This is a genomic window from Burkholderia sp. Nafp2/4-1b, assembly GCF_003635165.1.
Classification (GTDB): domain Bacteria; phylum Pseudomonadota; class Gammaproteobacteria; order Burkholderiales; family Burkholderiaceae; genus Burkholderia.
On the sequence record NZ_ML058624.1, the window covers coordinates 79,921 to 102,100 of the forward strand.

24 protein-coding genes and 2 pseudogenes are annotated in these 22,180 nt (G+C 66.2%); 12 read left to right on the forward strand and 14 right to left on the reverse strand.

Annotated features, from left to right (window positions below):
- The first annotated feature begins 239 nt into the window (after positions 1-239).
- Positions 240-818 (forward strand): YbhB/YbcL family Raf kinase inhibitor-like protein, encoded by a 579-nt coding sequence (locus C7H84_RS30310; protein ID WP_121862250.1) that lies wholly within the window; start codon positions 240-242, stop codon positions 816-818.
- A 78-nt stretch (positions 819-896) separates the two neighbouring features.
- Here the strand turns inward: C7H84_RS30310 and C7H84_RS30315 are convergent.
- The 3 genes and pseudogenes from C7H84_RS30315 to C7H84_RS30325 all read right to left on the reverse strand — a co-directional run.
- Positions 897-1,052, reverse strand: a pseudogene (locus C7H84_RS30315) (IS3 family transposase); the annotation flags it as partial.
- Positions 1,053-1,435: 383 nt separating this feature from the next.
- Positions 1,436-1,702 (reverse strand): hypothetical protein, encoded by a 267-nt coding sequence (locus C7H84_RS30320; protein WP_121862251.1) that lies wholly within the window; start codon positions 1,700-1,702, stop codon positions 1,436-1,438.
- Between the two features lie 77 nt (positions 1,703-1,779).
- A complete protein-coding gene (locus C7H84_RS30325; RefSeq protein WP_121862252.1) occupies positions 1,780-2,220 on the reverse strand; it encodes a hypothetical protein in 441 nt (146 codons plus the stop codon).
- Between the two features lie 714 nt (positions 2,221-2,934).
- Here C7H84_RS30325 and C7H84_RS30330 point away from each other — a divergent pair.
- The 4 genes from C7H84_RS30330 to C7H84_RS30340 all read left to right on the forward strand — a co-directional run bounded on the left by C7H84_RS30330 (position 2,935) and on the right by C7H84_RS30340 (position 8,198).
- The gene (locus C7H84_RS30330) at positions 2,935-5,193 is read left to right on the forward strand and encodes a YjbH domain-containing protein (protein ID WP_346428402.1); all 2,259 of its coding nucleotides are present in this window, start codon (positions 2,935-2,937) and stop codon (positions 5,191-5,193) included.
- A gap of 54 nt (positions 5,194-5,247) precedes the next feature.
- Positions 5,248-5,964 (forward strand): carboxypeptidase regulatory-like domain-containing protein, encoded by a 717-nt coding sequence (locus tag C7H84_RS30335; protein ID WP_121862254.1) that lies wholly within the window; start codon positions 5,248-5,250, stop codon positions 5,962-5,964.
- Positions 5,965-6,382: 418 nt separating this feature from the next.
- Complete coding sequence (locus C7H84_RS36640) at positions 6,383-6,541, forward strand: hypothetical protein (protein WP_162999417.1); 159 nt, start codon at positions 6,383-6,385, stop codon at positions 6,539-6,541.
- Positions 6,542-6,827: 286 nt separating this feature from the next.
- Positions 6,828-8,198: an MFS transporter gene (locus C7H84_RS30340; RefSeq protein WP_121862255.1), complete on the forward strand. Its 1,371-nt coding sequence runs from the start codon at positions 6,828-6,830 to the stop codon at positions 8,196-8,198.
- A 148-nt stretch (positions 8,199-8,346) separates the two neighbouring features.
- Here C7H84_RS30340 and C7H84_RS30345 read toward each other — a convergent pair whose 3' ends face one another.
- Together C7H84_RS30345 and C7H84_RS36645 are read right to left on the reverse strand one after the other, a co-directional pair.
- Positions 8,347-8,535, reverse strand: coding sequence for a hypothetical protein (locus C7H84_RS30345; RefSeq protein ID WP_121862256.1), 189 nt, complete (start codon positions 8,533-8,535; stop codon positions 8,347-8,349).
- A 236-nt stretch (positions 8,536-8,771) separates the two neighbouring features.
- Positions 8,772-9,002: a hypothetical protein gene (locus C7H84_RS36645; protein WP_162999418.1), complete on the reverse strand. Its 231-nt coding sequence runs from the start codon at positions 9,000-9,002 to the stop codon at positions 8,772-8,774.
- A gap of 183 nt (positions 9,003-9,185) precedes the next feature.
- Between C7H84_RS36645 and C7H84_RS30350 the strand changes: the two genes are divergently transcribed.
- A complete protein-coding gene (locus tag C7H84_RS30350; protein ID WP_121862257.1) occupies positions 9,186-9,893 on the forward strand; it encodes an SDR family oxidoreductase in 708 nt (235 codons plus the stop codon).
- A 118-nt stretch (positions 9,894-10,011) separates the two neighbouring features.
- Here the strand turns inward: C7H84_RS30350 and C7H84_RS30355 are convergent, their stop codons facing one another.
- On the reverse strand, positions 10,012-10,944 hold the full coding sequence (locus C7H84_RS30355; protein ID WP_121862258.1) for a LysR family transcriptional regulator: 933 nt from the start codon (positions 10,942-10,944) through the stop codon (positions 10,012-10,014).
- 352 nt (positions 10,945-11,296) lie between these two features.
- On the opposite strand from C7H84_RS30355, the gene C7H84_RS30360 reads away from it, so the two are divergent.
- The 5 genes from C7H84_RS30360 (at position 11,297) to C7H84_RS30380 (ending at position 14,137) form a co-directional block, all read left to right on the forward strand.
- Complete coding sequence (locus C7H84_RS30360) at positions 11,297-11,761, forward strand: RidA family protein (RefSeq protein ID WP_121862259.1); 465 nt, start codon at positions 11,297-11,299, stop codon at positions 11,759-11,761.
- 275 nt (positions 11,762-12,036) lie between these two features.
- Positions 12,037-12,456, forward strand: a complete 420-nt coding sequence (locus C7H84_RS30365) for an organic hydroperoxide resistance protein (protein ID WP_121862260.1) — start codon at positions 12,037-12,039, stop codon at positions 12,454-12,456.
- A gap of 66 nt (positions 12,457-12,522) precedes the next feature.
- Positions 12,523-12,849: a DUF4148 domain-containing protein gene (locus C7H84_RS30370; RefSeq protein ID WP_121862408.1), complete on the forward strand. Its 327-nt coding sequence runs from the start codon at positions 12,523-12,525 to the stop codon at positions 12,847-12,849.
- A gap of 73 nt (positions 12,850-12,922) precedes the next feature.
- Positions 12,923-13,252 carry a DUF4148 domain-containing protein gene (locus C7H84_RS30375; RefSeq protein ID WP_121862261.1) on the forward strand — a complete coding sequence of 110 codons (330 nt, stop codon included), beginning with the start codon at positions 12,923-12,925 and terminating at the stop codon, positions 13,250-13,252.
- A 141-nt stretch (positions 13,253-13,393) separates the two neighbouring features.
- Positions 13,394-14,137, forward strand: a complete 744-nt coding sequence (locus C7H84_RS30380) for a GNAT family N-acetyltransferase (RefSeq protein WP_121862262.1) — start codon at positions 13,394-13,396, stop codon at positions 14,135-14,137.
- A 121-nt stretch (positions 14,138-14,258) separates the two neighbouring features.
- Here the strand turns inward: C7H84_RS30380 and C7H84_RS30385 are convergent, their stop codons facing one another.
- The 6 genes from C7H84_RS30385 to C7H84_RS30410 form a co-directional block, all read right to left on the reverse strand.
- Positions 14,259-14,714: a MarR family transcriptional regulator gene (locus tag C7H84_RS30385; protein ID WP_121862263.1), complete on the reverse strand. Its 456-nt coding sequence runs from the start codon at positions 14,712-14,714 to the stop codon at positions 14,259-14,261.
- 132 nt (positions 14,715-14,846) lie between these two features.
- The gene (locus C7H84_RS36650; protein WP_162999419.1) at positions 14,847-14,990 is read right to left on the reverse strand and encodes a hypothetical protein; all 144 of its coding nucleotides are present in this window, start codon (positions 14,988-14,990) and stop codon (positions 14,847-14,849) included.
- Complete coding sequence (locus C7H84_RS30390; RefSeq protein WP_121862264.1) at positions 14,987-15,358, reverse strand: GFA family protein; 372 nt, start codon at positions 15,356-15,358, stop codon at positions 14,987-14,989. The genes C7H84_RS36650 and C7H84_RS30390 overlap by 4 nt, the downstream gene beginning before the upstream one ends.
- A 139-nt stretch (positions 15,359-15,497) precedes the next feature.
- Positions 15,498-16,598, reverse strand: coding sequence for a nitronate monooxygenase (locus C7H84_RS30395; RefSeq protein WP_121862265.1), 1,101 nt, complete (start codon positions 16,596-16,598; stop codon positions 15,498-15,500).
- Positions 16,599-17,259: 661 nt separating this feature from the next.
- Positions 17,260-18,462 (reverse strand): YbfB/YjiJ family MFS transporter, encoded by a 1,203-nt coding sequence (locus tag C7H84_RS30405; protein WP_121862266.1) that lies wholly within the window; start codon positions 18,460-18,462, stop codon positions 17,260-17,262.
- 116 nt (positions 18,463-18,578) lie between these two features.
- Entirely contained in the window at positions 18,579-19,505 is a 927-nt protein-coding gene (locus tag C7H84_RS30410; RefSeq protein ID WP_121862267.1) for a LysR family transcriptional regulator, read from the reverse strand.
- A 146-nt stretch (positions 19,506-19,651) separates the two neighbouring features.
- Here C7H84_RS30410 and C7H84_RS30415 point away from each other — a divergent pair, with 146 nt between their 5' ends.
- Positions 19,652-20,812 (forward strand): hypothetical protein, encoded by a 1,161-nt coding sequence (locus tag C7H84_RS30415; RefSeq protein WP_121862268.1) that lies wholly within the window; start codon positions 19,652-19,654, stop codon positions 20,810-20,812.
- A gap of 127 nt (positions 20,813-20,939) precedes the next feature.
- Here the strand turns inward: C7H84_RS30415 and C7H84_RS30420 are convergent, their stop codons facing one another.
- Both C7H84_RS30420 and C7H84_RS37295 read right to left on the reverse strand, forming a co-directional pair.
- The gene (locus C7H84_RS30420) at positions 20,940-21,767 is read right to left on the reverse strand and encodes an alpha/beta hydrolase (protein WP_121862269.1); all 828 of its coding nucleotides are present in this window, start codon (positions 21,765-21,767) and stop codon (positions 20,940-20,942) included.
- Positions 21,768-21,949: 182 nt separating this feature from the next.
- Positions 21,950-22,092 (reverse strand): annotated as a pseudogene (locus C7H84_RS37295) (hydroxymethylglutaryl-CoA lyase); the annotation flags it as partial.
- Between the last annotated feature and the right edge of the window lie 88 nt (positions 22,093-22,180).

The window sequence follows — 22,180 nt, forward strand, 5'->3', positions numbered from 1 at the left end:
GCGGTGGCCACTCGTTCAAAGGCACTTGCACGCTCATTCAGCGCCCGCCGCTGCTGCTCTCGTATAAGCATGCGCCCGACCTCGCCGGCACGAGCGACGATCGAATCGGCTGAAAGCCCTGCCAACGATGTTGCAGCGAAGGCAACACCGTGGTCCGCGAATCTGCCTTCCGGGGCGAATCGCTACACGATACGGTTGATACCGTTGTACTGAACTCTTACCCTTCAACGGAGCACATCATGCGATCGAGGATTTTATTTCCCGCGATTCTATGCACTTCAGCGGCACTAGCGGTCATCCCGGCGACAGCCAGCGCGGCGCCGTTCGCAATCAGGGTTGATGATCTCAGTCACGGACGCTTTACGAATGAACACGTGTATGGAGGCTTTGGCTGTCACGGTCAGAACGTTTCGCCCCGCATTTCGTGGACTCACGTTCCGCGCGGCACGAAGAGCATCGTCGTGACAATGTTCGACCCCGATGCGCCGACCGGCGGCCTCGGCTGGACCCATTGGGAGATCGTCAATATTCCACCTTCGGAGTCGTCGATCGAAAAAGGCGCTTCCGGCAATCCGAAGTTCTTGCCGGCGGGCGCTGTCGAGACGTTGACGGACTTTGGCGAATCCAGATACGGTGGGCCCTGCCCGCCTCAGGGGGCGTCGCATCGATATGTCGTGACGGCGTCGGCCTTGGACGTGGCAAAAATTGACGTGGCGCCGGCGGCGAGTCCTGCGCTCGTCGCCTATCAGATGCACGGGAAAATCATCGCTCAGGCGAAGTACGTCGCCAGATATCATCGCGCCTTGACTAACGATTGATGGTTGCAATTACGCCAATGACATTCCACCATCATTTTTAAACAGCTGGAAGGGGGTGCGGCGGAATTCTTGGACTGGTTATGTCGTCAGCCCGAGGCTTGCTCGGTATTCGATCGGACTGAGTGAACCAAGCGAGATCTTGATCCGTTTCTCGTTGTACCAGCGAATGTACGAGTCAACGACCTCAATGAACTGGTCGGTGCTGACGGTCTGCCAGTCCTGAGAGTAAAACAGTTACGCGAATTCCGGCAACTGGTCGTATCACCGGTGGAAATGCCCTGGCTGAAAGACGCGTAAAGGATGTTCGGACGGAAGCCGACGGAGAATGACTCCCGTTCTGGAGCCGGGTCCGAATCTCCAGCGCACGCTGTCGGATACACATACCTCGAGTTGGAATCGCGCGTCGAACTGAACCGATTCAAGGTCCTTCGACGCCAGACCGACCTCCCCTGCAAATCGAGCCGCAGGCCCGGCGCAGCCGTGATTCCACTGCACCACACCCACACCCACACCACCCGCCCCCGTCCCGGCCGGCATCCCGGCGGCGCCGCAGCCCAGGAGTCGGCGGCTCGGCAGGCTGGCGGGCCCGCCGATCATCGTGCTTTTCAAGCGGGCACTCATGCGCGCTGGCACCGCCATCCGGAAGCTGCCATCGTGTCGACGCCGTTCACGTTCGACATGCTGATTTCGAACAGGTCGCGGCCGGGCATGACGGGTATCTGGACGGTCATCTCGCAGCGGTCGTCGGCGAGTGGCTTCAACAGCTGGTAGTTGAAGTGACGGCGTATGCGATACGCGACGGTCTGACGGGCGTGCCCGGTTCGGCCGAGTTTCCGGCCGAGGAATCGTTGCGTTGACGCTCGGGCGGTAGCCGGGGCCAGCATGCCGGCCCCGGGCCACGCACTCGCTGCAAGCGGCGGGCCTCGCCCCGATCGAGACCGCCGGCCGCGCCGGACCGCGGCTACTGCGTACCCATCGTGCCGTACGAAGAGTTGAGCGAAGGCGACGACAGCAGATGCGTCCCGTCACTGGAGTCCGCGCGGGCCCGGATGAGCGGTGTCTTTTCGTCCTGTGCCTGCGTGCCGGGCAATCCTGACGGAGCGGGCTCACCGACACGCGCACTGCCGACGCGATCGGAAAACTGGCTCCTTGCCTGGTCCCACATCGTCTTGCCGTCGTTCAGCACCACGTCGCCGATCCCGAACGGCAGGCCGCCCACGGCGCCCGTCCACGTCGCGTCCGCGAGTCCGAGGCTCCACGGCTTGTGCTCGATCCCGTTGGTCGCCATCTGCGTCAAGTCGTTTGCCGCGATGCCCTCCGTGACGTTCACCAGCATCCTGATCCCGGTTCGCGCCAACAGGCTCGGTATCGCCTTGATCGCATCCGCGGCCAACGTCGGCATGCCTATTTCCGTCGACTCAATTTGTCGGATTTGATCAAGAATCCGGCGCAGATTGCGCTTCCGGTTTCCATTAGACTTACTCGCATATAGGTAACGATCCGTAATACAGCAGCGAGACATGCGAACCCATGGGAAGCGCACGTCTGAATGAAACGATTGCCTGCGGACGTGTACCGCACGGCGTCGGCCCGATCGCCGGATGCATGAGCATGGGGTGAAAGTCGGTCTAATTATAAGTTATGCGAATGAAGCAGTATTGACGAAATCCGGTGCCGATTGCGGTCGCCGGGCTTGATTGCGCAAGCGAGTCGCTTCGGAGAACGGTCCACGCGGCAGGACCAGGTGGGCGCGCCAAATCGCTAACGGGCGCGCGATGTTGGGGGGGGGCGTCGCCATGTGTCGATCACGGTGCCATGTGGTCGGCGTGCGACAGCGATCGGAGTTACGCATGCCGGTGCGTCGCAGGTGATGCGGGCACTTCGCCGTTCCGCGGGACGGGGTTGGGTAGAGGATCGAGGGGGATCTTCGATCGCGTCGTCGCCGCATGGGCGTTCACGGCCACGAGCGATGCCAGTGCCGCGGCGGTGCGTGTCGACGTTCGGCGATGTCTGATGCCACGCACGATACGAACAATCAAGTACACGACCGATGATGATCAAGCTACGTGCGAACGCGACTACGAACAAGCCGGCGGTCATTGCCCTGGGAGCAGCGTTGGCATTTTCCCTGCCGGCTGGTGCGGCGGGCACGCCGGCGCTGACATCGCTGGGGCAGTCCGGCGGGCTCTTGATTCCATACGGATTCACGCTGCCTGAAGGAACATTCGAGGGGCAATACAACAACTACATCGATCCACGGTTCGGGAAGCAGACGACGAGTTCGGACATCGTCTGGGGCGCGATCGGCCTGTTTCCCCACGTGGAGATATCCGGCGGTCTGGCGAACTATCCAGGCGACGTACGCCCGAAGGTGCCGGGCTACGACCACATCGTGCTTCGGCATCTGATGGCGAACGCAAAGGTCTCGATTCCGAAGTTCTTCGCATACCAGCCGGACATCGCGATCGGCATCAATGACGTTGGCGGGCAAACGCATTACTTCCGGTCCACCTACGGTGTCGTATCGCAAGTGCTCGGGCCCGCGACGCTGACGGTCGGCTACGGGCACGGCGACCGGCTCGACGGGGTGTTCGGCGGCGCAGAACTTCGGCTGTGGCACACGGGCCTGTCGCTGCTGGCTGAGCACGATTCGAAAACGCCCTATGCGGGCATCCGCTTCCAGTCGCCGCCGATCAAGTGGCTGGCCGACGCGAGCCTCGTGGGCACCGTGATGCGCTCGCTGAGGCATACGGACACGATCGCGCCGCGCACGTCGTTCTCGATCGGCGTGCAGATTCCGCTCGGCAGGCGGTTCGATGCCGCGCGCTGCGGCGACGGCTTGTGCAGCGACGCGCCGGTTGTCGCGGCAGGCACATCGGTGCCGGACGACGTGCGCGCAGCGGACGACGACACGCTGCGACCTGCGGCCGCGCTCGCGCCGCTCAGGGCATTCACGCGGATCGAGCCTGCCACGCCTGCGCCGGCGGACGCGTCACCCGACGATCGAGTCATGCCGTCGCTTCACACGCCGCCGGATCTCGTTCGGACCGCCGCGCCGGCAGTCGACGCGGCGCCGGACTCGGCGGCGCTCGACAGGATCGTGCGCGCGCTGACGGACGCCGGGCTCGAGCGCGTGCGCGCCGGCATGGCGGGCGCGGATCTCGTCGTCGAATATGAAAACCACCGCTACAACCAGAACGAGGCGGACGCGCTGGGCATCGCGCTCGGCGCGGCAGCGGAGTACGCGCCGAAGGGCGTCGAGACCGTGCGCGTCGTGATCAAGAAGGCGAACGAGCCGGTGAGCGAGGTGAGCGTCGATCGGGCCGACTACGCGCGCTTCGTCGCGGGTGGCGCGTCGACCGCCGCCGGCGCGTCGCTGTCGATGCGCACGCGGCCGACGCACCATGCGGATTCGATTGAGTGGGTGGGCAACGCCCGCGCGCACGGGCTCGTACGGATCCAGATCGCGCCGGTCACGCGCTACCTCTACGGCACTGACTACGGCAACTTCGACTACTCCGTGGGGGCGAAAATCCAGGGCTTCGTGCCGCTGTGGCGCGGCGCGGAACTGTATTCGAGCGTGATCGTGCCGATCGCGAACAGCAAGAACATGGACAACGGCCGCGTCTACGACCAATACCGCTTGCGCGGCGGGCTGTCGACCGTTGCGCTCGTGCAGAGCTTCTGGATTGCGCCGCGCGTTTTCAACGTGACCGCGCTCGGCAAGTTCGACCTCCAGTACCTGGGCGTCGAGAACGAGACGACCGCGTTCGTACCGGGCCGTCCCGACGTGGTGCGGCTGAAGCTCGCCTATCTGCATCACGAGCCGGGCAAGGATGCGCTGCCGGCGGAGAAGAACGCGCTGCTCACGTACCGGTGGGTCGAGCCCGCGTGGAAGATGTGGATCGAGGCGGGCGTCGCGCGCTATGTCGGTGGCGACAAGGGCCCGCTGATCACGTTGACGCGCTGGTTCGACGACGTGTCGTTCAGCGTGCAGGGATGGCACAGCGGCCACGGCTCGTTCGTCGGCGCGTCGGTCAGTTTCCCGTTGACGCCGCGCCAGGGCATGAAGCCGGGGATCGTGCAGATCAACGGGCCCGAGCAGTTCTCGCTCAATTTCCGCACGCGTGTCGGATCGTCGAACTATCTCGCGCACGACGGCGCCGAGAATCTCGACTTTGCCTACGACGCGCAACAGTTCCTGCTCAACCAGGGGCGCTTCAGCGCCGAGTACTTCGCGACGCAGCTTTACCGGATGCGCGATGCATACAAGCGCTACGTGCATTCCGCCGGCGTGGCGCCGCCCGCGACGGAGGCGGCGCTGCCGGCTGACGGCGTGCAGCCGTCGGCCGCGCGCGAGGCAAGCATTCAATGATGGAGGGACCGGAGAGTCCTCGGGAAAATCGAGTTGATCTAACGGAGAAAATCAATGAAGACGATGAAGAAAGCGGCACTGAGGGCATTGCAAGTCGGCACGTTTGCGCTCGCGGGTACGCTCGCGGCATGTGGTGGAGGTGACGACAGTCCGAGCACGACGCCTTCGAACGCGTCGTCGGCCACGATCAACGGCACGGCCGCGACCGGCGCAGCGATGGCGAATGCGGCGATCACGATCGTGTGCGCGACCGGCAACGGTTCGGGCACGGCCGACGCGAACGGCGCGTTCTCGGTCACGTTTGTGTTCGCGGGGCCGTGCACGATCACCGGCACGAACGGGACGACCACGCTGCACTCGTTCGCGAGCGGCGGCGGCACGTTCAACGTGACGCCGTTGACCGAACTGCTGCTGACCTATCTGGCGGGGCAACTGGGCACGGACCTGAACGGGCTGCTGTCGGGCCTCGCGTCCAATCCGACGTATCAAAGCGCGTTGACGAACCCCGCTGCCGTTGCCGCTGCGGCGAATGGGGTTGCCCAGACCGTCAAGAACGAAACCGGTGTCACGCTGTCGACGTCCGCGTTCCTGACGACGCCGTTCAAGCCAGGCCAGGCCGGCCAGGATTCGGACCTCGAAGCGCTGAAATCGAAGGGCGCGCTCGGAGGAAACGGCCAGCCGTCTGCGACGTTGCTCGGCAAGGTGGCCGACGCCGGCAAGGCAGCTGGCAAGCCCACCGGCGGCACCGGCGGCAGCGGCAACCCGGCGTAACGGCGAGCGAAGCCGCGCGCGGTGCCGTGCGCGCGGCTTCACATCCGACGCGTTGCCCGCCACGCGGGTCGATGTCGAACTCGCGCGCCCGGGCAACTGTGCCTTGGCGGCTGATATGACGCCCCGTGTCAATCGGGTTCGTTTTTTCAGTTTTCGAAGGCATGTTGCCTGAATTTCCCGAGGGCGACGTAGCAGCAAATCTCGATGGGGGATCACGCTTCTGACATCCGCGGGTTGGCTACCGTGACCCTGAACCAGAATTAGTCCCGGCCGGGAGTGAAGATTCCCGGCTTGGGCGCAACCACTTTCCGCGGCCGGAATTTGTGCAGCCGCCCGTTGCACAATTACCGTGGTCGCGCGGCAAGCTTGACGACACCCCGCAGCTGCCTTGGTGTGCGGGAAAGTCGCACGGGCCTGGATGGTGCGCAACGTATTCATCACGCAGATCGAATCGGCGGCCCATGCGAGCGTCGGCAACGCCGTGACGGATTTCGCCAGCCTTATCAACGACTGGACCACTTCCGAACCGACGCCACCCTCACCTGCACGTGTTGCGCATGCAGATTGGCGGGTCTGACCTCGTGCACTGACGGGCGCACAGTGCGAGCCGGAACGGCGTGAGATGTGGTCGTCGAACGTTCGCGATATTCCAGTTCGCCATATGCGTGGTTTCGGTTCGAAAATCACGCCAACCTCATCGCTTCCGCGGCGAATAACAACCAAATGTCACATTGTGATGCATGAGGATGGCGTAATAAAAGACCACGGACACCGTGAAAGCCATTCCCATCTCGCGCTTGCCGGAACCTGTCGCGGGGCGTAAGGTTTATTTCTCTATCGCCCTTTTTCCGGGAGATATCAAAATGGCTGCCATGCAATCCGCGGCCACGCCCCTCTCCGACGAGGAAGCCCGGCGCCAGTTGAACCGCGCCGTCATCGCCAGCACGATTGGCACCACGATCGAATGGTATGACTTCTTCCTCTACAGCACGGTCACCGGCCTGGTCTTCGCAAAGCTGTATTTCCCGCAATCCCACCCCCTCGTCGGCACGCTGCAGGCGTTCCTGATCTATGCCGTCGGCTTTGTCGCACGGCCGGTCGGCGCGGCGATCTTCGGCCATTACGGCGACCGCATTGGACGCAAGGCCACACTGATCGTGACCCTGTTGCTGATGGGGCTCGCTACGTTCGCCGTGGCCTTCGTTCCGACCTATGCCGCGATCGGCATCTGGGGCGCCGTTATCCTCACGGTACTGCGCTTCATCCAGGGCGTCGGCGTCGGTGGCGAATGGGGTGGCTCGGTCCTGATGTCGATGGAGTGGGCGCGCACCAATTCGCATCGCGGTTTCGTCGCGTCGTGGCCGCAGTTCGGCGTGCCAGCGGGACTGTTCCTCGCCAACCTTGCCGTGCTGGCCATGAGCTGGATTTCCGGCAGCGCTTTCCTCACGTGGGGCTGGCGCGTGCCGTTTTTCCTCAGCATCGTACTGGTTGCGATCGGGCTCTATATCCGCCTGAACATTCTCGAGACGCCGCTCTTCGCGAAGCTGCTGGCCGAGCGTCGGATCGAAAAGACGCCGATGCTCGAAGTGCTGCGCAAGCAGCCGAAGGATATCGTGCTGTCGGCGTTTGCGCGGATGGCCGAACAGGCGCCGTTCTATATCTATACGGCGTTCGTGTTCACTTACGGGATCACGGCGCTAGGCGTCACGCGTGAACTGCTGCTGGCGGCGGTGCTGGTCGCATCCGTGGTCGAGTTCTTCACCATTCCGCTGTTCGGGCACGTGTCGGACCTGATCGGGCGGCGCCGGATGTACATGATCGGCGCGGCTGCCGCCGGCGTGTTCGGATTCGTCTACTTCGCGATGGTCGATAGCCGGAATCCGGTATGGATCTTCGCGGCCATCGTGTTGTCGCTCGTTCCGCATTCGATGATGTACGGACCGCAGGCTGCATTGATTGCCGAGTCGTTCACAGGGCGGTTACGGTATAGCGGCGCGTCGATGGGTTATCAACTCGCTTCGGTCATCGCAGGTGGTCCGGCACCGCTGATCGCCACGGCGCTGTTTGCCTACTACCACTCGGGGTATGCGATCGCGGCGTACGTGCTGGTGTGTGCGGTGCTGAGCCTGGTCGCCGCGTCGAAGCTCGGCGACTATACGAACAAGGATATTTCCCGGGAATACGACGACGCTCGGGGTTTGCAGGATCATGGGCACGCGCCACCGCTGACTTGACGGACGACGGGGCGCGATACGCGTGCCGCGACGGTCGTGATCCGGCGCTCGCCGTCCGGTGGGCGCGTTTCACATGGAGCGAAATCGGGAGAGCCGCCGGACGGCGAGATCGGCGCTGTCGCGTAGCGTCTCGCCCGGCGCAACCGGGTCAGCGCTCGCTGATCTTCACGCGCGGCAGCCATTCGGCTTCAGCGCCCTGCGTGCCTTTGAGATGGGCGGGAATCGCATCCTGCACGTGCGCGTCGAAGCGACGTACCGCCTCGGTGTCGAGATGCCGGCCGTCGAACGTCGACTGGCGACGGCTAATCATATTGATGCGAGCGCGTTTTGCCGCCATGGATGGTATTCCTTGAGAAAACGGGACAGCGCCGAGTGGCGAAGTGCCATAGATTTACGTGAGAAAGATGTCGCTGCGATGACGCGGCGGGCGACGCGAATCCACCGTCATCACATCGCTCCGTTTCAGGCGCGCCTGCATGCCGACCGGCACGCTGCTGCTGAGAATATCCGCGTAGCAATCGCCCTTCCCTGATACCGATCAACCTTCATTCGACGATACCTGTCGAAATGCGCTCAGCCGTGTTTTCGCACTCGAGAGTTGCGATCTAAAACAGCGATATTGTGATAAGAAAAGTTATCCGGATAGACGCGATAAAAACCCGAAGTGCTCGACACGCTACCGACAAACCGGCGTGCTGATTCGCAGCCTGTCGCCACCCGAATCCCGACTTCACGACGATTCGACGCCCGGTCTTGCGCATGATTGCCGGCCCGTCCGCAACGTCGCCCCATATTCACCAGCATGGCTGCCGCTCCCGTCAACGCTGCGGCGGCCCCGCACTTCCCCGCACTTGTTCCCGCGACGCAAAACTGTTGGTCCACGGTGGGTGTTCGAACTCCGGCCCGGCGCGTCTAGAGTCTGGTCCATCGGATTCATCGATCCGGTCGGCACCGAAGCCGAAAACCAGTCACCTGTCGAGGCAAATCATGAGCACATCCAAAGTCATCATCGTCACCGGCGCATCACAAGGCATCGGCGCGGAAACCGTCCGTGCATTCCGCGCGCTGGGCCATCGCGTGGTCGCGACGTCGCGTTCGATCGGGCCGTCGAACGATCCGGATCTCGTCACCGTCGCAGGCGACATCGGCGACCCGGCCGTCGCGCGACGCGTGGCCGATACCGCGATCGAGCGCTTCGGTCGAGTCGATACGTTGGTCAACAACGCCGGCGTATTCATCGCCAAGCCGTTCACCCAATACACCGCCGACGACTACGCGGCCATCCTGCGCGTCAACCTGGACGGCTTCTTCCACGTCACGCAGCGCGCGATCGCGGCGATGCAACGCACCGGCGGCGGCCATGTAGTCAGCATCACGACGAGCCTCGTCGATCACGCGAACAGCAACGTACCGTCGGTGCTCGCGTCGCTCACGAAAGGCGGGCTGAATGCAGCGACGAAGTCGCTCGCGATCGAGTATGCGAAAGCCGGCATCCGCGTGAACGCCGTGTCGCCGGGCGTCATCAAGTCGCCGATGCATGCGCCCGAGACGCACGCGACGCTCGCATCGCTGCACCCGGTCGGCCGGATGGGCGAGATGAGCGACATCGTCGGCGCAATCCTGTATCTCGATTCGGCGCCGTTCGTCACGGGCGAGATCCTGCACGTGGATGGCGGCCAGAGCGCCGGGCATTGAGCGGCGATGGGACGGGGACGAGCCATGCGCCGGCGTCGATGGCGCGACGCAGCTCGCGACCTGGGCTGCCAAGCCGCTCGCGCCCTGCTGCGCCCCGTGCCGGCATCGCCGGGCCTGGCTAGCGCGTCGGCTTGCCGGGCGCCTGCTCCAGATGTTCGATGAGAAAGTCGACGAAGACGCGCACGCGTGACGACAGATAGCGTGCGTGCGGATACAGCAGCATGAACGGCCGCGAGCGCCCGCCCTGGCTGGACAGCACCTCCACGAGCGTGCGCTCGCGAAGATCGCGTTCGACGATGAAGCGATAGGTCTGGAACAGGCCGGCGCCGCTGCGCGCGAGCGTGACGCCGGCGAGCACGTCGCCCGACGTGCCGTAGCCGCCGGTCGTCGCGACGTCGATTTCCGTCGATCCGTCGTTGAACAGCCATGGGATGGGCCGGCCGCTGCTCGGTAGCTCGAACTGGATGCATTCGTGCGCGTCGAGATCGTCGACGGCGCGTGGCACGCCGGCGTGCTTCAGGTAGCCGGGTGTCGCGACGACGACGAGTTCGGCGTCCTCCAGCTTGCGCGCGACCAGGCTCGAATCCGCCGGCGCGCGGCCGCGGATCGCCAGATCGAAGCCCTCCTCGGCGAAGTCGATGTTGCGGTTGCTCAGGTGCGTTTCGACGCGTACGTCCGGGTAGCACTCGCGAAACGCGGGCAGGAGCGGCAGCACGCGATAGTGCCCGTATGGCGTCGGCATGCTGATGCGCAGCACGCCTACCGGCGTCGCCTGCTGGCCGGTCGCTTCGCGCTCCGCGTCGACGAGCTGCGACAGCGCATCGCGACATTGCTCGAAGTAGCGCCGCCCGGAATCGGTCAGGCGGATCTGTCGCGTCGTCCGGACGAACAGGCGTACGCCGAGACGCTCCTCGAGCCGGGCGACCGACCGGCTGACCGCGGCCGGCGTGACGCTCGCAGCCGTCGCCGCGAGCGTGAAGCTGCCGAGTTCGGCGGCCAGGCAGAACAGCTCGATGCTGCCGAGCAGGAGGTCGTCGAATTTTCTTTGCATACGGAGGCTCCTGCTTCTTCATGCGTGGCGCGCGGCGCGGTCGCAAGACGGTTGCTCCGGCGAGCGCTTGCAACGCGGGATCGTCCTTGCGGCCAGCCGGCGCGCATGGTTTCGCCGCGGGACGCTGAAGCAGCGAGTGTGCATGAATCCCCACTGGGAAACCAGCGCGGCGACGACCGTGGCGGGCTCGCATACGCGGGCCGTGCGCGATTCGTTACATCGCGTGTCGACTCAATTGCGCGAACGATATTTACCGGTGTCGACCGCATCACTAGAGTGACTGACAGAGACGCGGCCGACGAACACCTCCGCGCCGTGGCCGCCTTACCTCTCTCCAACGAAGGAGCAAACCATGACCGTCGAACATCAGCTGGCCGAACTCGGCTTCACGCTACCCGAACCGCCGCAACCGCTCGGCCGCTATACGGCCGTCAGCGAAGCCGGCAACCTGTTGTTCGTTTCCGGACAACTGCCGCTCGTCGACGGCAAGGTGGCGTATACGGGCCGCGTCGGCGAACGGCTGAGCGTCGATGACGGGCGGCATGCGGCGCAGCTCGCGGCGCTGAATGTGCTCGCGCAACTCAAAAACCACCTGGGCGGGTTCGACCGCCTGCATCACATCGTGCGCGTCGAGGGCCACGTCGCGTCGGCCGACGGCTTCTACGGTCAGCCGGCCGTGATCGACGGCGCATCGGACTTGTTCGCCGCGGTGTTGGGCACCAAGGCCGGACACGCGCGCTCGGCCTTTTCCCAGCGCCAGTTGCCGGCCGACGCGGCCGTGATCCTGGTCGTGATCGCCGAAATCCTCCCGGCGTAATCGCGTTGCCGTCGCGCGGGCAGCGGCCCTTTCGATGGGAGTGTGCCCTGCCCGCGCCTGAAATTTCCGCTCCGTGCCATCTTTCCGATATAAGGGTCCCACCATCCGAAAGCCTTGCCTGGCAAGGTTGTACATGATTCAGATACATTGCAATACAAAATATCGCATGCGATTTAATCGAATGCGCTTGACGCCGGCCGACGTCTCCACCAAACTGCGTCGCATGCGATCGAATCGCATCTGAGAAAAACCTTCCAAATCTGACGGAGTGAACGATGAGCAAGATCGAAAAAGTGCTGTACACGGGCAAGACGCATACGACTTCCGGCGGCCGCGACGGTGCGGCGCGCAGTTCGGACGGCCGCCTCGACATCCAGTTGTCGTCGCCGGGCAGTGCCGGCACCGGCACGAATCCGGAGCAGCTGTTCGCGGCCGGCTGGTCGGCCTGCTTCATCGGCGCGATGCAGCTCGCGGCACGTGCGGCGAAGGTGACGCTGCCGACCGATCTCGCGGTCGACGCCGAAGTGGATCTGGGCACGGGCGGTAACGCGTATTTCCTGCAAGCGCGCCTGAACGTGAGTGCGCCGGGGCTCGATCGGGACGTCGTGCAGCAGATCGTCGACACCGCGCATCAGACCTGCCCGTATTCGAAGGCGACGCGCGGCAACATCGACGTCGAGATCCGCATCGTCTGAACGCTGAATCGGGCGGCCAGGCGCCGCCCTCCTGAATCTCCTGCCATTTTCTTGTCGAGGTAAATGATGAAAACCCAACTGATCGCTGCCCTTCTCGTTGCCGTGTCCGCTGCCGTTGCCGCGCCGGCTTTTGCGAATGAAGCCACCGTGAGCCGTGCGCAAGTGCGCGCCGAACTCGTGCAGCTGCAGCAAGCCGGCTATGCGCCCGGCCGCGCGAACGATCCGCACTATCCGGACGACCTGCAGGCCGCGCTGACGCGCGTCCGCGCAAACAATACCGTGACGGCCGATACGGCGACGTCCGGTTATGGCGGCGACGCCGCAGCCGTCGCGCAGTCGGGCAGCCGTGCCGCCGTGCGTGTCGCCGAGCGCTCGATCTACGTCGGCCATTGAACGAAACCGCGATCGGCGCCGGTTGCCGGCGCGCGGCCGCTCTCACTCCGATTACGCTTTCCTGTCGAGGTAAATGATGAAGACCCAATTGATTTCTGCCCTGCTCGTCGCCGTATCGGCTGCCGTTGCCGCACCGGCCTTCGCAACCGAAAGCACCGTCACGCGTGCGCAGGTGCGAGCGGAACTGGCCGCGCTTCAGAAGGCCGGCTACCTGCCGAATCGCCCGAACGACCCGAACTATCCGGATAACCTGCAGGCCGCGCTGAAGCGCGTTCGCGACAACGGCGCGACGGTGGCCGATACCGAAGCATCCGGTTACGGCAACAATGCCGACGGCGCGACACAATCCGGAAGCCGGAGCGCAGTTCGAACGGCCGAGCGCTCGATCTATTTCGGTCATTGAGCGACGCGCCGAAGTCGACGAGATCGTCCCGGTAAATAAAGCGCATGCGATATAATCGCATGCGCTTTTGACCGTTTACGGCCGACATGACCGATCGCGTCTATGCTGTGCGGCGGACGGCCTTCAATCAAGGAGCGGGTGATGCGGGAAGCAACGACGGGGTATGAAGAAGGCGGATCGCATCCGCTCGACAATGCCGTGTGGCACGCGCTTGCCGGCGAGCAGCAGCGCTTTGCGCTCGGCGACGAGCGTGCGCGGAGGTTTCCGCCAACGCTCGCGCCGTTTGCCGGTCTGGCCGACCGCAGTCCCACCGCCTTCGACGCGTTGCGCGGCCTCGTCGACGCGCACGGGCCCGCGGCGCTCGTCACCCCGGACGAGATCCCGACGCCGGCCGGTTTTTCCGTGGTCTGGCGCGCGGTGCTGCATCAAATGATCTGGCACGGAACGCTCGACGATGCGCGGCCTCTGGAGCATGTCCAGCTTGGTGCAACCGACGTGCCGGAGATGCTCGAATTGATCGCGGCGACGGAACCGGGCCCGTTCGGCCCGCGCACGGTCGAATTCGGCGGCTATCTCGGCATACGCAGGGAAGGACGGCTGGTGGCGATGGCGGGTCAGCGGCTGAGGGCCGGTGGCCATACGGAGATCAGCGCCGTGTGCGTGGCTCCCGCCTTCCGCGGCCAGCGACTTGCAGCCGGGCTGATTCGATCGCTGATCGCGTCGATCCGCGCACGGGCGGAAACGCCGTTTCTGCACGTGCTGTCGTCGAATCACGCCGCGATCGAACGCTATCTGACGCTCGGTTTCACGATACGTCGCGACATGCAATTGCTGGTGCTGGGGCCTGAGGAAGCCGGAACGGGCCAGCCGCAGCGTCAGCCGTAACGCTGCCGGCCGCAGCGGTGCGTCGCTCCCGCCGGCCGGAAAAGTACGGCAATCATGGAAAAAGCGGGCTGTCGCAGTCGCGGCGCCCGCTCGATATTCATCGCGTTGTTGAGCTGTTCGTCTACTCGTCGATCGAGTCGATCAGGTTGCCCCGCAGCGTGACGATCGCCTTCTGCATCTTCGCGAATTCGTCGGGTTTCAGCCCGGTGGCTTCGACGAGGTCCATGTCGAGCCCCTTCTCGCGCACGCGGCGGCCGCTTTTCGTCAGGCTCACGAGCACCTGGCGCTCGTCCGACGGATCGCGGTGCCGCTCAAGATAGCCCATCGCCTCGAGCTTCTTCAGGATCGGCGTCAGCGTGTTCGATTCGAGGAACAGCTTTTCGCCAAGTTGCCCGACCGTCTGGTTGCCCTCCTCCCACAACGCAATGATCGTGATGTATTGCGTGTACGTGAGGCCGAGCTCCTCGAGGATCGGCTTGTACGCCTTGCCGAACGCGAGGTTCGTCGAGTAGATCGCAAAACACAGGAACTCGGACAGTTTCGGCGTGGCGGGCGATTGGGCTTCGGTCGGTTTCATGAGCATCCTCCATCGACACGGGATCGTGTCGCAGATGATCTCATTATATATCGCATGCGATCTTATCGGAAGCATGATTATCGTTTCCGATCAACGGGATGCGGTACCGGCGGCGCCGGTGTCCGCTCGTGCTCAGCTCCGTTCGCCATCGTTTCGACCGCGGCGATCGCCGGTCCGCTGCCGGCTGACCGACAGCAGCGAGCACTGCACCGGATGCGCGATTTCGGTCGCGAGGCCGCCCGCGGCGAACAGCAGGATCATCAGCCAGCGTTTCATGCGTCCTCCACGACGGACAGGCTCGCACCGTCGGCGACGGCCGCATCGAGCGCATACGGATCGACGCCGTCGAGGCAGCCGAGATTGACGCGCCAGCACGCGGGATCCTTGCGCGTCTGATGGAACGGATAGACGCCGCACCGGCTGCAGAAATAGTGACGGGCCGTGTGCGTGTTGAAGCGGTAGGTCGTCAGCGCGCCCTCACCTGCCACGATCTTCAGGTTGGCCGCTTCGAACATCGGGCTCATCAGCGCGCCGCGACGTCGGCAGAGGCTGCAGTTGCAGCGGACCGCCGGCGCAAGTGCGGTCCGGACTTCGAATTTCACGGCGCCGCAATGGCAGGATCCGTTGAACCATGTAGCAGACATGTCGTGCTCCTCGCAAGGTGATGTCTGCTTTATAGCCGGCTCGGTCGCGCGGGTTGTATCGCTCTGTATCCACTCGCCGTGCGGATACAGAACATTGCAATTTTGTCGTGGTTGACGCGCCCGGCGGATGGCCGGTGAATCAGTCCAGCGCGTGCTGCAACCGCGCGATGGCTTCCCGCGTCTCGCGTTCGAGCGTCGCGAACAGTTCGGCGGCCGGCAGCGACCGGGCGAGCGGCGCCGCCTGCCCGGCCCACTGCGCGCCGTAGCCGAACTCGCCGTTCGCCTTCGCTGCCGCATGCAGCGCCTTGCCGGCGTCGTATGCGATCGGATAGGCGGGCGTGGCCGGTGCGTGCGGATCGTCGCCGAGCGCGGTCAGCCGGTTCGCGATGCCGCGCGCGAGCCGGCCCGAGATCGCCGTGGTGAACGTCGTGCGGCGTGCCGCGTCGCCGAGGATCGCGCGGCGATAGCCGTCGTCGATCGACGTCTCGGGGCACGCGACGAACGCGGTGCCGAGCTGCGCGGCCTGTGCGCCGAGCGCGAGCGCCGCGGCGATGCCGTCGCCGTCCATGATGCCGCCGGCCGCGATCACCGGCAGCGCGCCTTCGCGCACGATCAGGCGCGTCAGCGCAAACGTGCCGAGCCGGTCGTCGTGCGCCGTGGAGTCGAACACGCCGCGATGGCCGCCGGCCTCGATGCCCTGCGCGACGATCGCGTCGATGCCGGCCGCGGCGATCTGCCGGGCTTCGTCGGGGTGCGTCGCGGAAGCGAACAGCGTGATGCCCGCACGCTTCAACATCGCGATCGCGTCGTCGGACGGCAACCCGAAATGAAAGCTGACGACGGCCGGCTTTTCTTCGAGCAACATCGCGAGCATCGCGTCGTCCACGACGAAGCTCGTGTAGATCTCCGTCAGCGACGCCGGCGGCGTCGCGCCCTGTTCGCGGAATGCGGGTGCGAGCCAGTCGAGCCACGCGCGTTCGACGGCTGCGTCGGCACGGGCCGGCTGGTGGCAGAACAGGTTGATGTTGAACGGCCGGTCGGTGAGCGCGCGCGTGTCGCGGATCATCTTGCGCGCGCCGTCGGCGTTCGTCGCGCCGACGCCGAGCGAGCCGAGCCCGCCGGCGTTCGACACGGCAGCCGCCAGCGCGGGCGTGCTGACGCCGGCCATCGGTGCCTGGATGATGGGGGTGCGGATGCCGAGCGTGCGTAACAGCGTCCGGTTGTCGGTCGGTCGATTCATGTCGTTGCCTCCTGCAACGTTCGGAATGGAACGCGGCGGCCGGTACGGGCCGCAGTGGCTGCGTCGGACTCCGCGCGTGGCGCGCTTGCGGCGCTTCGTGCGGAGCCGGTCAGGCCAATACGATGTCGAACACGGCGGTCGACCCGGTGAAGATACCAACCGTCGCGTGGCGCGGCGTGTTCACGCAGCGTCGCGGCTTTTTTCGGTTCGGAAGCCCGTCTCTGCGCTGTGATCGTAGCGGCGTTGCGCTGCGTACCTCGCATCTCCGGACCTCGCGGCGGCATGACTGCACCGACCGCCGGACGGTGTACGTAACCGATGCTCCGCCAGCGTTCCCCGCCACTGCGCTCATGCTACGCCACACCGCCGCCCCGGGGCGAACGCGCGTTCGGCGTTACCGAGTGCGCGCCCGACAGGCGAGCCCCGCACAGGCCGCCAGTGGCGCGGCCGTTACGAAGAATACTGAACGCAGCCCGAGCGCGACGCCGAGCTGCCGCACGTACAGCGCAGGAACGGCAACAGCATGCTCATGCCGACGAGCGTCATGAACGAACTGAACACCCAGACGGCGAGATCGCGCCGCCAGCAGCGTACGTTGCGCTCGGCGTAGCTCTCGGCCGGGGGCCCGCGCGTGCCGCGGCCGGTGCGTGGACGGTCGTGCTCATCGCGCCCGCGCCGTCGCAACGACGTCGACCGTGAGTGCGAGCAGCAGCGCGACGGCGCCGACGGCAAACAGCGCTTCGTAACGGCCGCCGCTCGACGCGAACAGATACGACAGACCATAGGCAGCGACCGCCTGCATGATCGCGAAGCTGGTCGTCGCGCCGCGCCACGCACGTTTCGCGACCGACGGATGATGTGCGAGCAGTTCGTTCACGCGGCCGAGCGCGAGCGGCACGATGCCGGGCGTGAATGCACCGACCAGCACGCTCGACACCATCAGCGCGCCCGTGCCCATGCCGAGCAGCGGCAGCACGACGGCGACGGCCTCGATCGCGAACGCAATGCGCAATGCGCGGCCGAAACCTGCACGATCGGCCAGATGTCCGCACGCGAGCGGCCCCACGATCGCGCCGAGGCCGTACAGCACCCAGTACTGCGCGCCCGCATCGACGCCCTTGCCGAGTCCGCGCGCGACGTAGTCGACGAGAAAGATCATGTGCGGAACGAGCCCGACCGCGTTGAGCCCGTATTCGACGTACAGCGCGCGCAGGCTGCGGGTCGGCAGATTGCGCACGTGTTCGGCGGGCGACGCGACCGTCGCGGGCGGCGCATCGTCGGCGGGCCAGCCGCGCCATGCGATGGCGGTCAGCAGCAGCGACACGATCGCGAGCCCCAGCCACGTCGCGGTGAGGCCCTGCCGCAGCAGGATCGGCACGATCGTGCCCGACGCCGCGATGCCGAGACCGATCCCGGTGAAGATGCCGCCGCTCGCGAAACCGCGTCGCGCCGGCGGCACGTGCGTGAGAATCGCCGGCGCGGCGAGCACCATCAGCGCACCGCCCGACAGGCCGGACGCGAAACGCCAGACGAAGAACCACAGGAACGACACGGGTGCCGCGCACGCGACGAACGCGAGCGTCGCGAGCAACATCATCGCGCGCAGCACGGCGGTCGACCCGGCGCGACGCGCGAGCGCGCCGGCGACCAGCGCGCCGGCCAGATAGCCGCCGAGGTTGGCCGCGCCGAGATAGGCAGCCGTCGACGCGGGAAACCAGTGCGCGCCGATGATCGCGGGCAGCAGCGGCGTGTAGGCAAAGCGCGCCAGACCGATGCCGATCAGGCTCGCGCTGGCGCCGGATACCGTGCCGCGCCACACGTTGAACGCGGGGGCATGCGGCCGGTCGAGAAGCGCTTGTTGCATGTGGACCTCCATTCGCTCCGCGGACGCAAGCGCGTCCGCCGGTTGAAGGAAGTCTAGATTGAACCGAATGTCGGGTGAATCCACGTCGCGCGGAAGCCATTCTTCCGCATGGCGGTTTAATCCGCGTCGGTGATGGCGGCCAATTGCGCGAAATGTTCGCGCAAGCGCGGCGTGGCGAAATCGACGAACGTCCGCACCTTCGGCACGGACAGCCGTCCGTTAGGCGTCACCAGGTGGATCGGCAGCGGTGCGTGCTCGCTGTCGCGCAGCACGATTCGCAACCGGCCGTCCCGGACCTGCTCGGCGACGTGATAGGAGAAAAGCCGCGTGACGCCGTGGCCGGCGAGCGCCGACGCGACCGCGCCGCGGATCGTGTTGACGATGAAGCGCGGCGCGAACTGGACCACCTGCGGCAGCGCCGACTGTCCGGACGGCGGGAAGCTCCACGAATCGAGCCCGAAGTGCGTCATCGAAATGATTTGGTGTTGCGCGAGATCGGCAGGCGTCGCGATCGGCGGATGATCGGCCAGGTAGCCGGGCGACGCGACGACGACGCGCCGCACCGCGCCAACCGGAATCGCGACGAGCGTCGAATCCGCCAAGTGCGCGATGCGCAGCGCGACGTCGATTCCCTCGTCGATCAGGCTGACGGGACGGTCGAGCAGTTGCAGGCGAATCGACACGGCCGGATGGCGGTCGATGAATTCGTCGATGAGCGCGCGCAACACGTCCTCGCCCGCGGCGACCGGTGCGGTGATCGTCAGCAGCCCGCGCGGCGCCGAGCGCTCGTCGGCGATCAGCATGTCTGCTTCCTCGAGATCCGCGAGGATGCGGCGGCACGCCGCGGCGTAGCGCTCGCCGGCTTCGCTCAGGCGGATCGTCCGCGTGGTCCGGTACAGCAGCGCGGTGCCCGTGTGTTCCTCGAGAAACGCGATCGCGCGGCTGACGGCGGCCGGCGAACGGCCGAGACGGCGGCTCGCGCCCGCGAGACTGCCCTCGTCCAGCGTGGCGACGAACACCTTCATCGCATCGATTCGGTCCATGGCGTGTGAGTGGGCGCGAGTGGTCGTGTCATTGGGGTGGGAACGCAGCGAGCAGTCTACCGTAGGCGCGCACGGGTGCTTGGCGCGGGCGCGGCCGGGTTGCTTCGTGAAATACTAAGACCACGCGCCCTTCCAGCCCCCCTGCGATGACTGAAAAGCCCGCCGTACCGCCGTTCCGTTGCGTCGTCGCGCATCGCGCGCTGACGTGCGTCGCGGCGTTGCTGATCGCCGGGCCGGCGAGCGCGGGCTCTGCCGCCGATTTGCCGCGTGCGCCGGCCGCACGCACGCCGCAACGCATCCTGTTCGTCGGCGACAGCCTCACGCATGGCCGTTACACGCCCGTGCGTTCGTACGGCGCGATGCGTGCCGACGGGACGGATGCCGGCGGCCCCGCCCGAGTCGTCGACGAAAACTTCGGGCAGACCGGCGCCCGCGCGGAGCTCGAGCCGGGCCCGTGGGGCGGGATTCCGGGCATCTTCGCGCGCTTCGCCGTCGAAGCCGGGCTCGACTATGACGTCCATCTGGAGGCGATGTCGGCGACGAGTCTCGCGAAACATGACCGCGTCGCGTCGAGCGTGATCGACCGGCCCGTGTGGGACGCGGTCGTGCTGCAGGAACTGAGCGCAAAGCCGCTGCCGTTCGCGTTCACGCACCGCCGCGCCAGCGATCCGGCCGCTTTCTGCACGAGCGTCGCGAAGCTTGCGCGCGGCATTCGGGCGGCGGCGCCGCAAGCGCGCATCTACCTGTATGAGACCTGGCCGAGCGCCGATCGCGCGAAGGCGCTCGCCGGCGCGCCGGACAGCGACGGCTTCCGCGCGCGCTACCTCGCCCGCATCGCCGACATCGGCGCCGCGTATCGCGATGCCTTCGAACGTGCGCGCCGGGCCGATCCGTCAATCGTCGCCGTCGCGCCGGTCGGCCGTGCGTGGCAGCGGGCGTGGGCAACCGGTGTCGCCGATCCCGATCCGTATGCGCCGTCCGGCGCGCCGCTGCTGTGGTACGGGATGCGTGCGCACGGCGACCCGCCGATGTCGCGGCCCGACTATCTGCATCCGGGCGTGCTCGGCGCTTACCTCAGCGCGCTCGTGCTGTTCCAGCAGATCGCGGGTGTCGATGTGCGCACGTTTGGCCCGCAGGAGCAGGCAGCCGCGCAGCTCGGCATCGCGCCGCAGATGGCCGAGCGATTGCAGGCCGTTGCGTCGGATACGGTCCGGCACGAGCGGACCGGGGCCGATGCGGCCGATGCCGATGCCGGCGTCGGTGCGGCGCCGCAGACCGGACACGCCGATCCTTGTGCATCGCCATGACCGGCGCTTGATCCGTCACGTCGACCGGCAGGCGCCGGCGAATGCGGCGCGCTGCCGCCGCGGCTGCGCCGCGCGACGCCGTGCCGCACGCGCCGCGAAATGGCGCGGAACGACGCAGATCGTGCCGTCAGCGTGGCGTGATCGCCAGCAACGCATCGAGCATCGCACTGTCCGGTTTCGCGAGATCGTCAAGCACCGTGAAGTGCTGCATGCCGGGCAGCCACGCGCGCCGAATCCGCTCGCCGGCCGCTTCGCACGCGTCCGCGTAGTCGTGCGCCTGGCGCACGAGTTCGGGCAACTCGGCGGCGCCGACCGCGACGACGGTCGGCGCGCCGGGCCCGATATGACGCAGCGGGCTATATGCGGCGATTTCCTGCGCGGTGAGCTGCAACTTGTCGTCGAGCACGCACAGCGAGATCGGTTCGAGGTCGACGAGCGGGCTGATCGCAAGCGCCGACACGACGCCCGGATGCGCGCGATACACGGCCGTCAGATGGCCGCCGGCGGAGTGACCGCTCAGGTGGATCGGCCGCCCCGCGGTGCCGATGCCGTCCGGATCGGCCGCGAGATGGTCGAGCAACGTCCCGATTTCGCCGACGATGTCGGTCATCGATGCGGTCGGCGCGAGCGTGTATTCGGCGAGCACGACGTCGAAGCCGCGCGCGAGCGGCCCGGCAGCCGCGTACGCGAAATCTTCCTTTGCACAATGCTGCCAGTAGCCGCCGTGAATGAAGACGAACAGCGGCGCATCCGGTCGGCCGCAGCGCAGCCAGTCGAAGCGCTGCGCGGCCCGCGCGCCGTATCGCCGGTCGCGCTGCCCGGGCGTCGCCTCGTAAAGCGCCGCACTGCGCGCCTGGCAGGACGCGAGTACCGCGGGGAAGTCGGGAATGGCCTTCGTGTTCAGGTAAGCAGCGTCGAGCGCCGCGCGGTCCATGCCGCGATAAAGGATCGTCATTCGGTCGTGCCTGGGTCGGATTGCGAATACGCGAGACATGCCGGGTGCCCGCTGCCAGGGCGGCGGACGCGCCGCCGCCGATGCGGGCCATTATCCGCAGCGCAACCGGGCGCGGCTATCCGGAATCGGCGGGCGCCGCGCGCAGCTGTCCGCTTTCGGCGGAGGATTGCCGCGCAGCGTGCATCGACGCCGCACGACAGCGTGCGCTCCGCGCCACGCATGTTCGGTACGAGCACGATATGGACGACGCCCGGCGCGCGCGATGCCGTATATCACGGCCTTGCGCGTCGTGCAGCGCGGAGATTGCCTTCGGCGACGTCGTAGCTGCGGGCCCGCAGGACGGAAAGACTGGAAGACGTGTCGACGCGGCGCGTTGCAGGCAGCAAGCCGCGGGGGGATCGGAGAAAACGGGG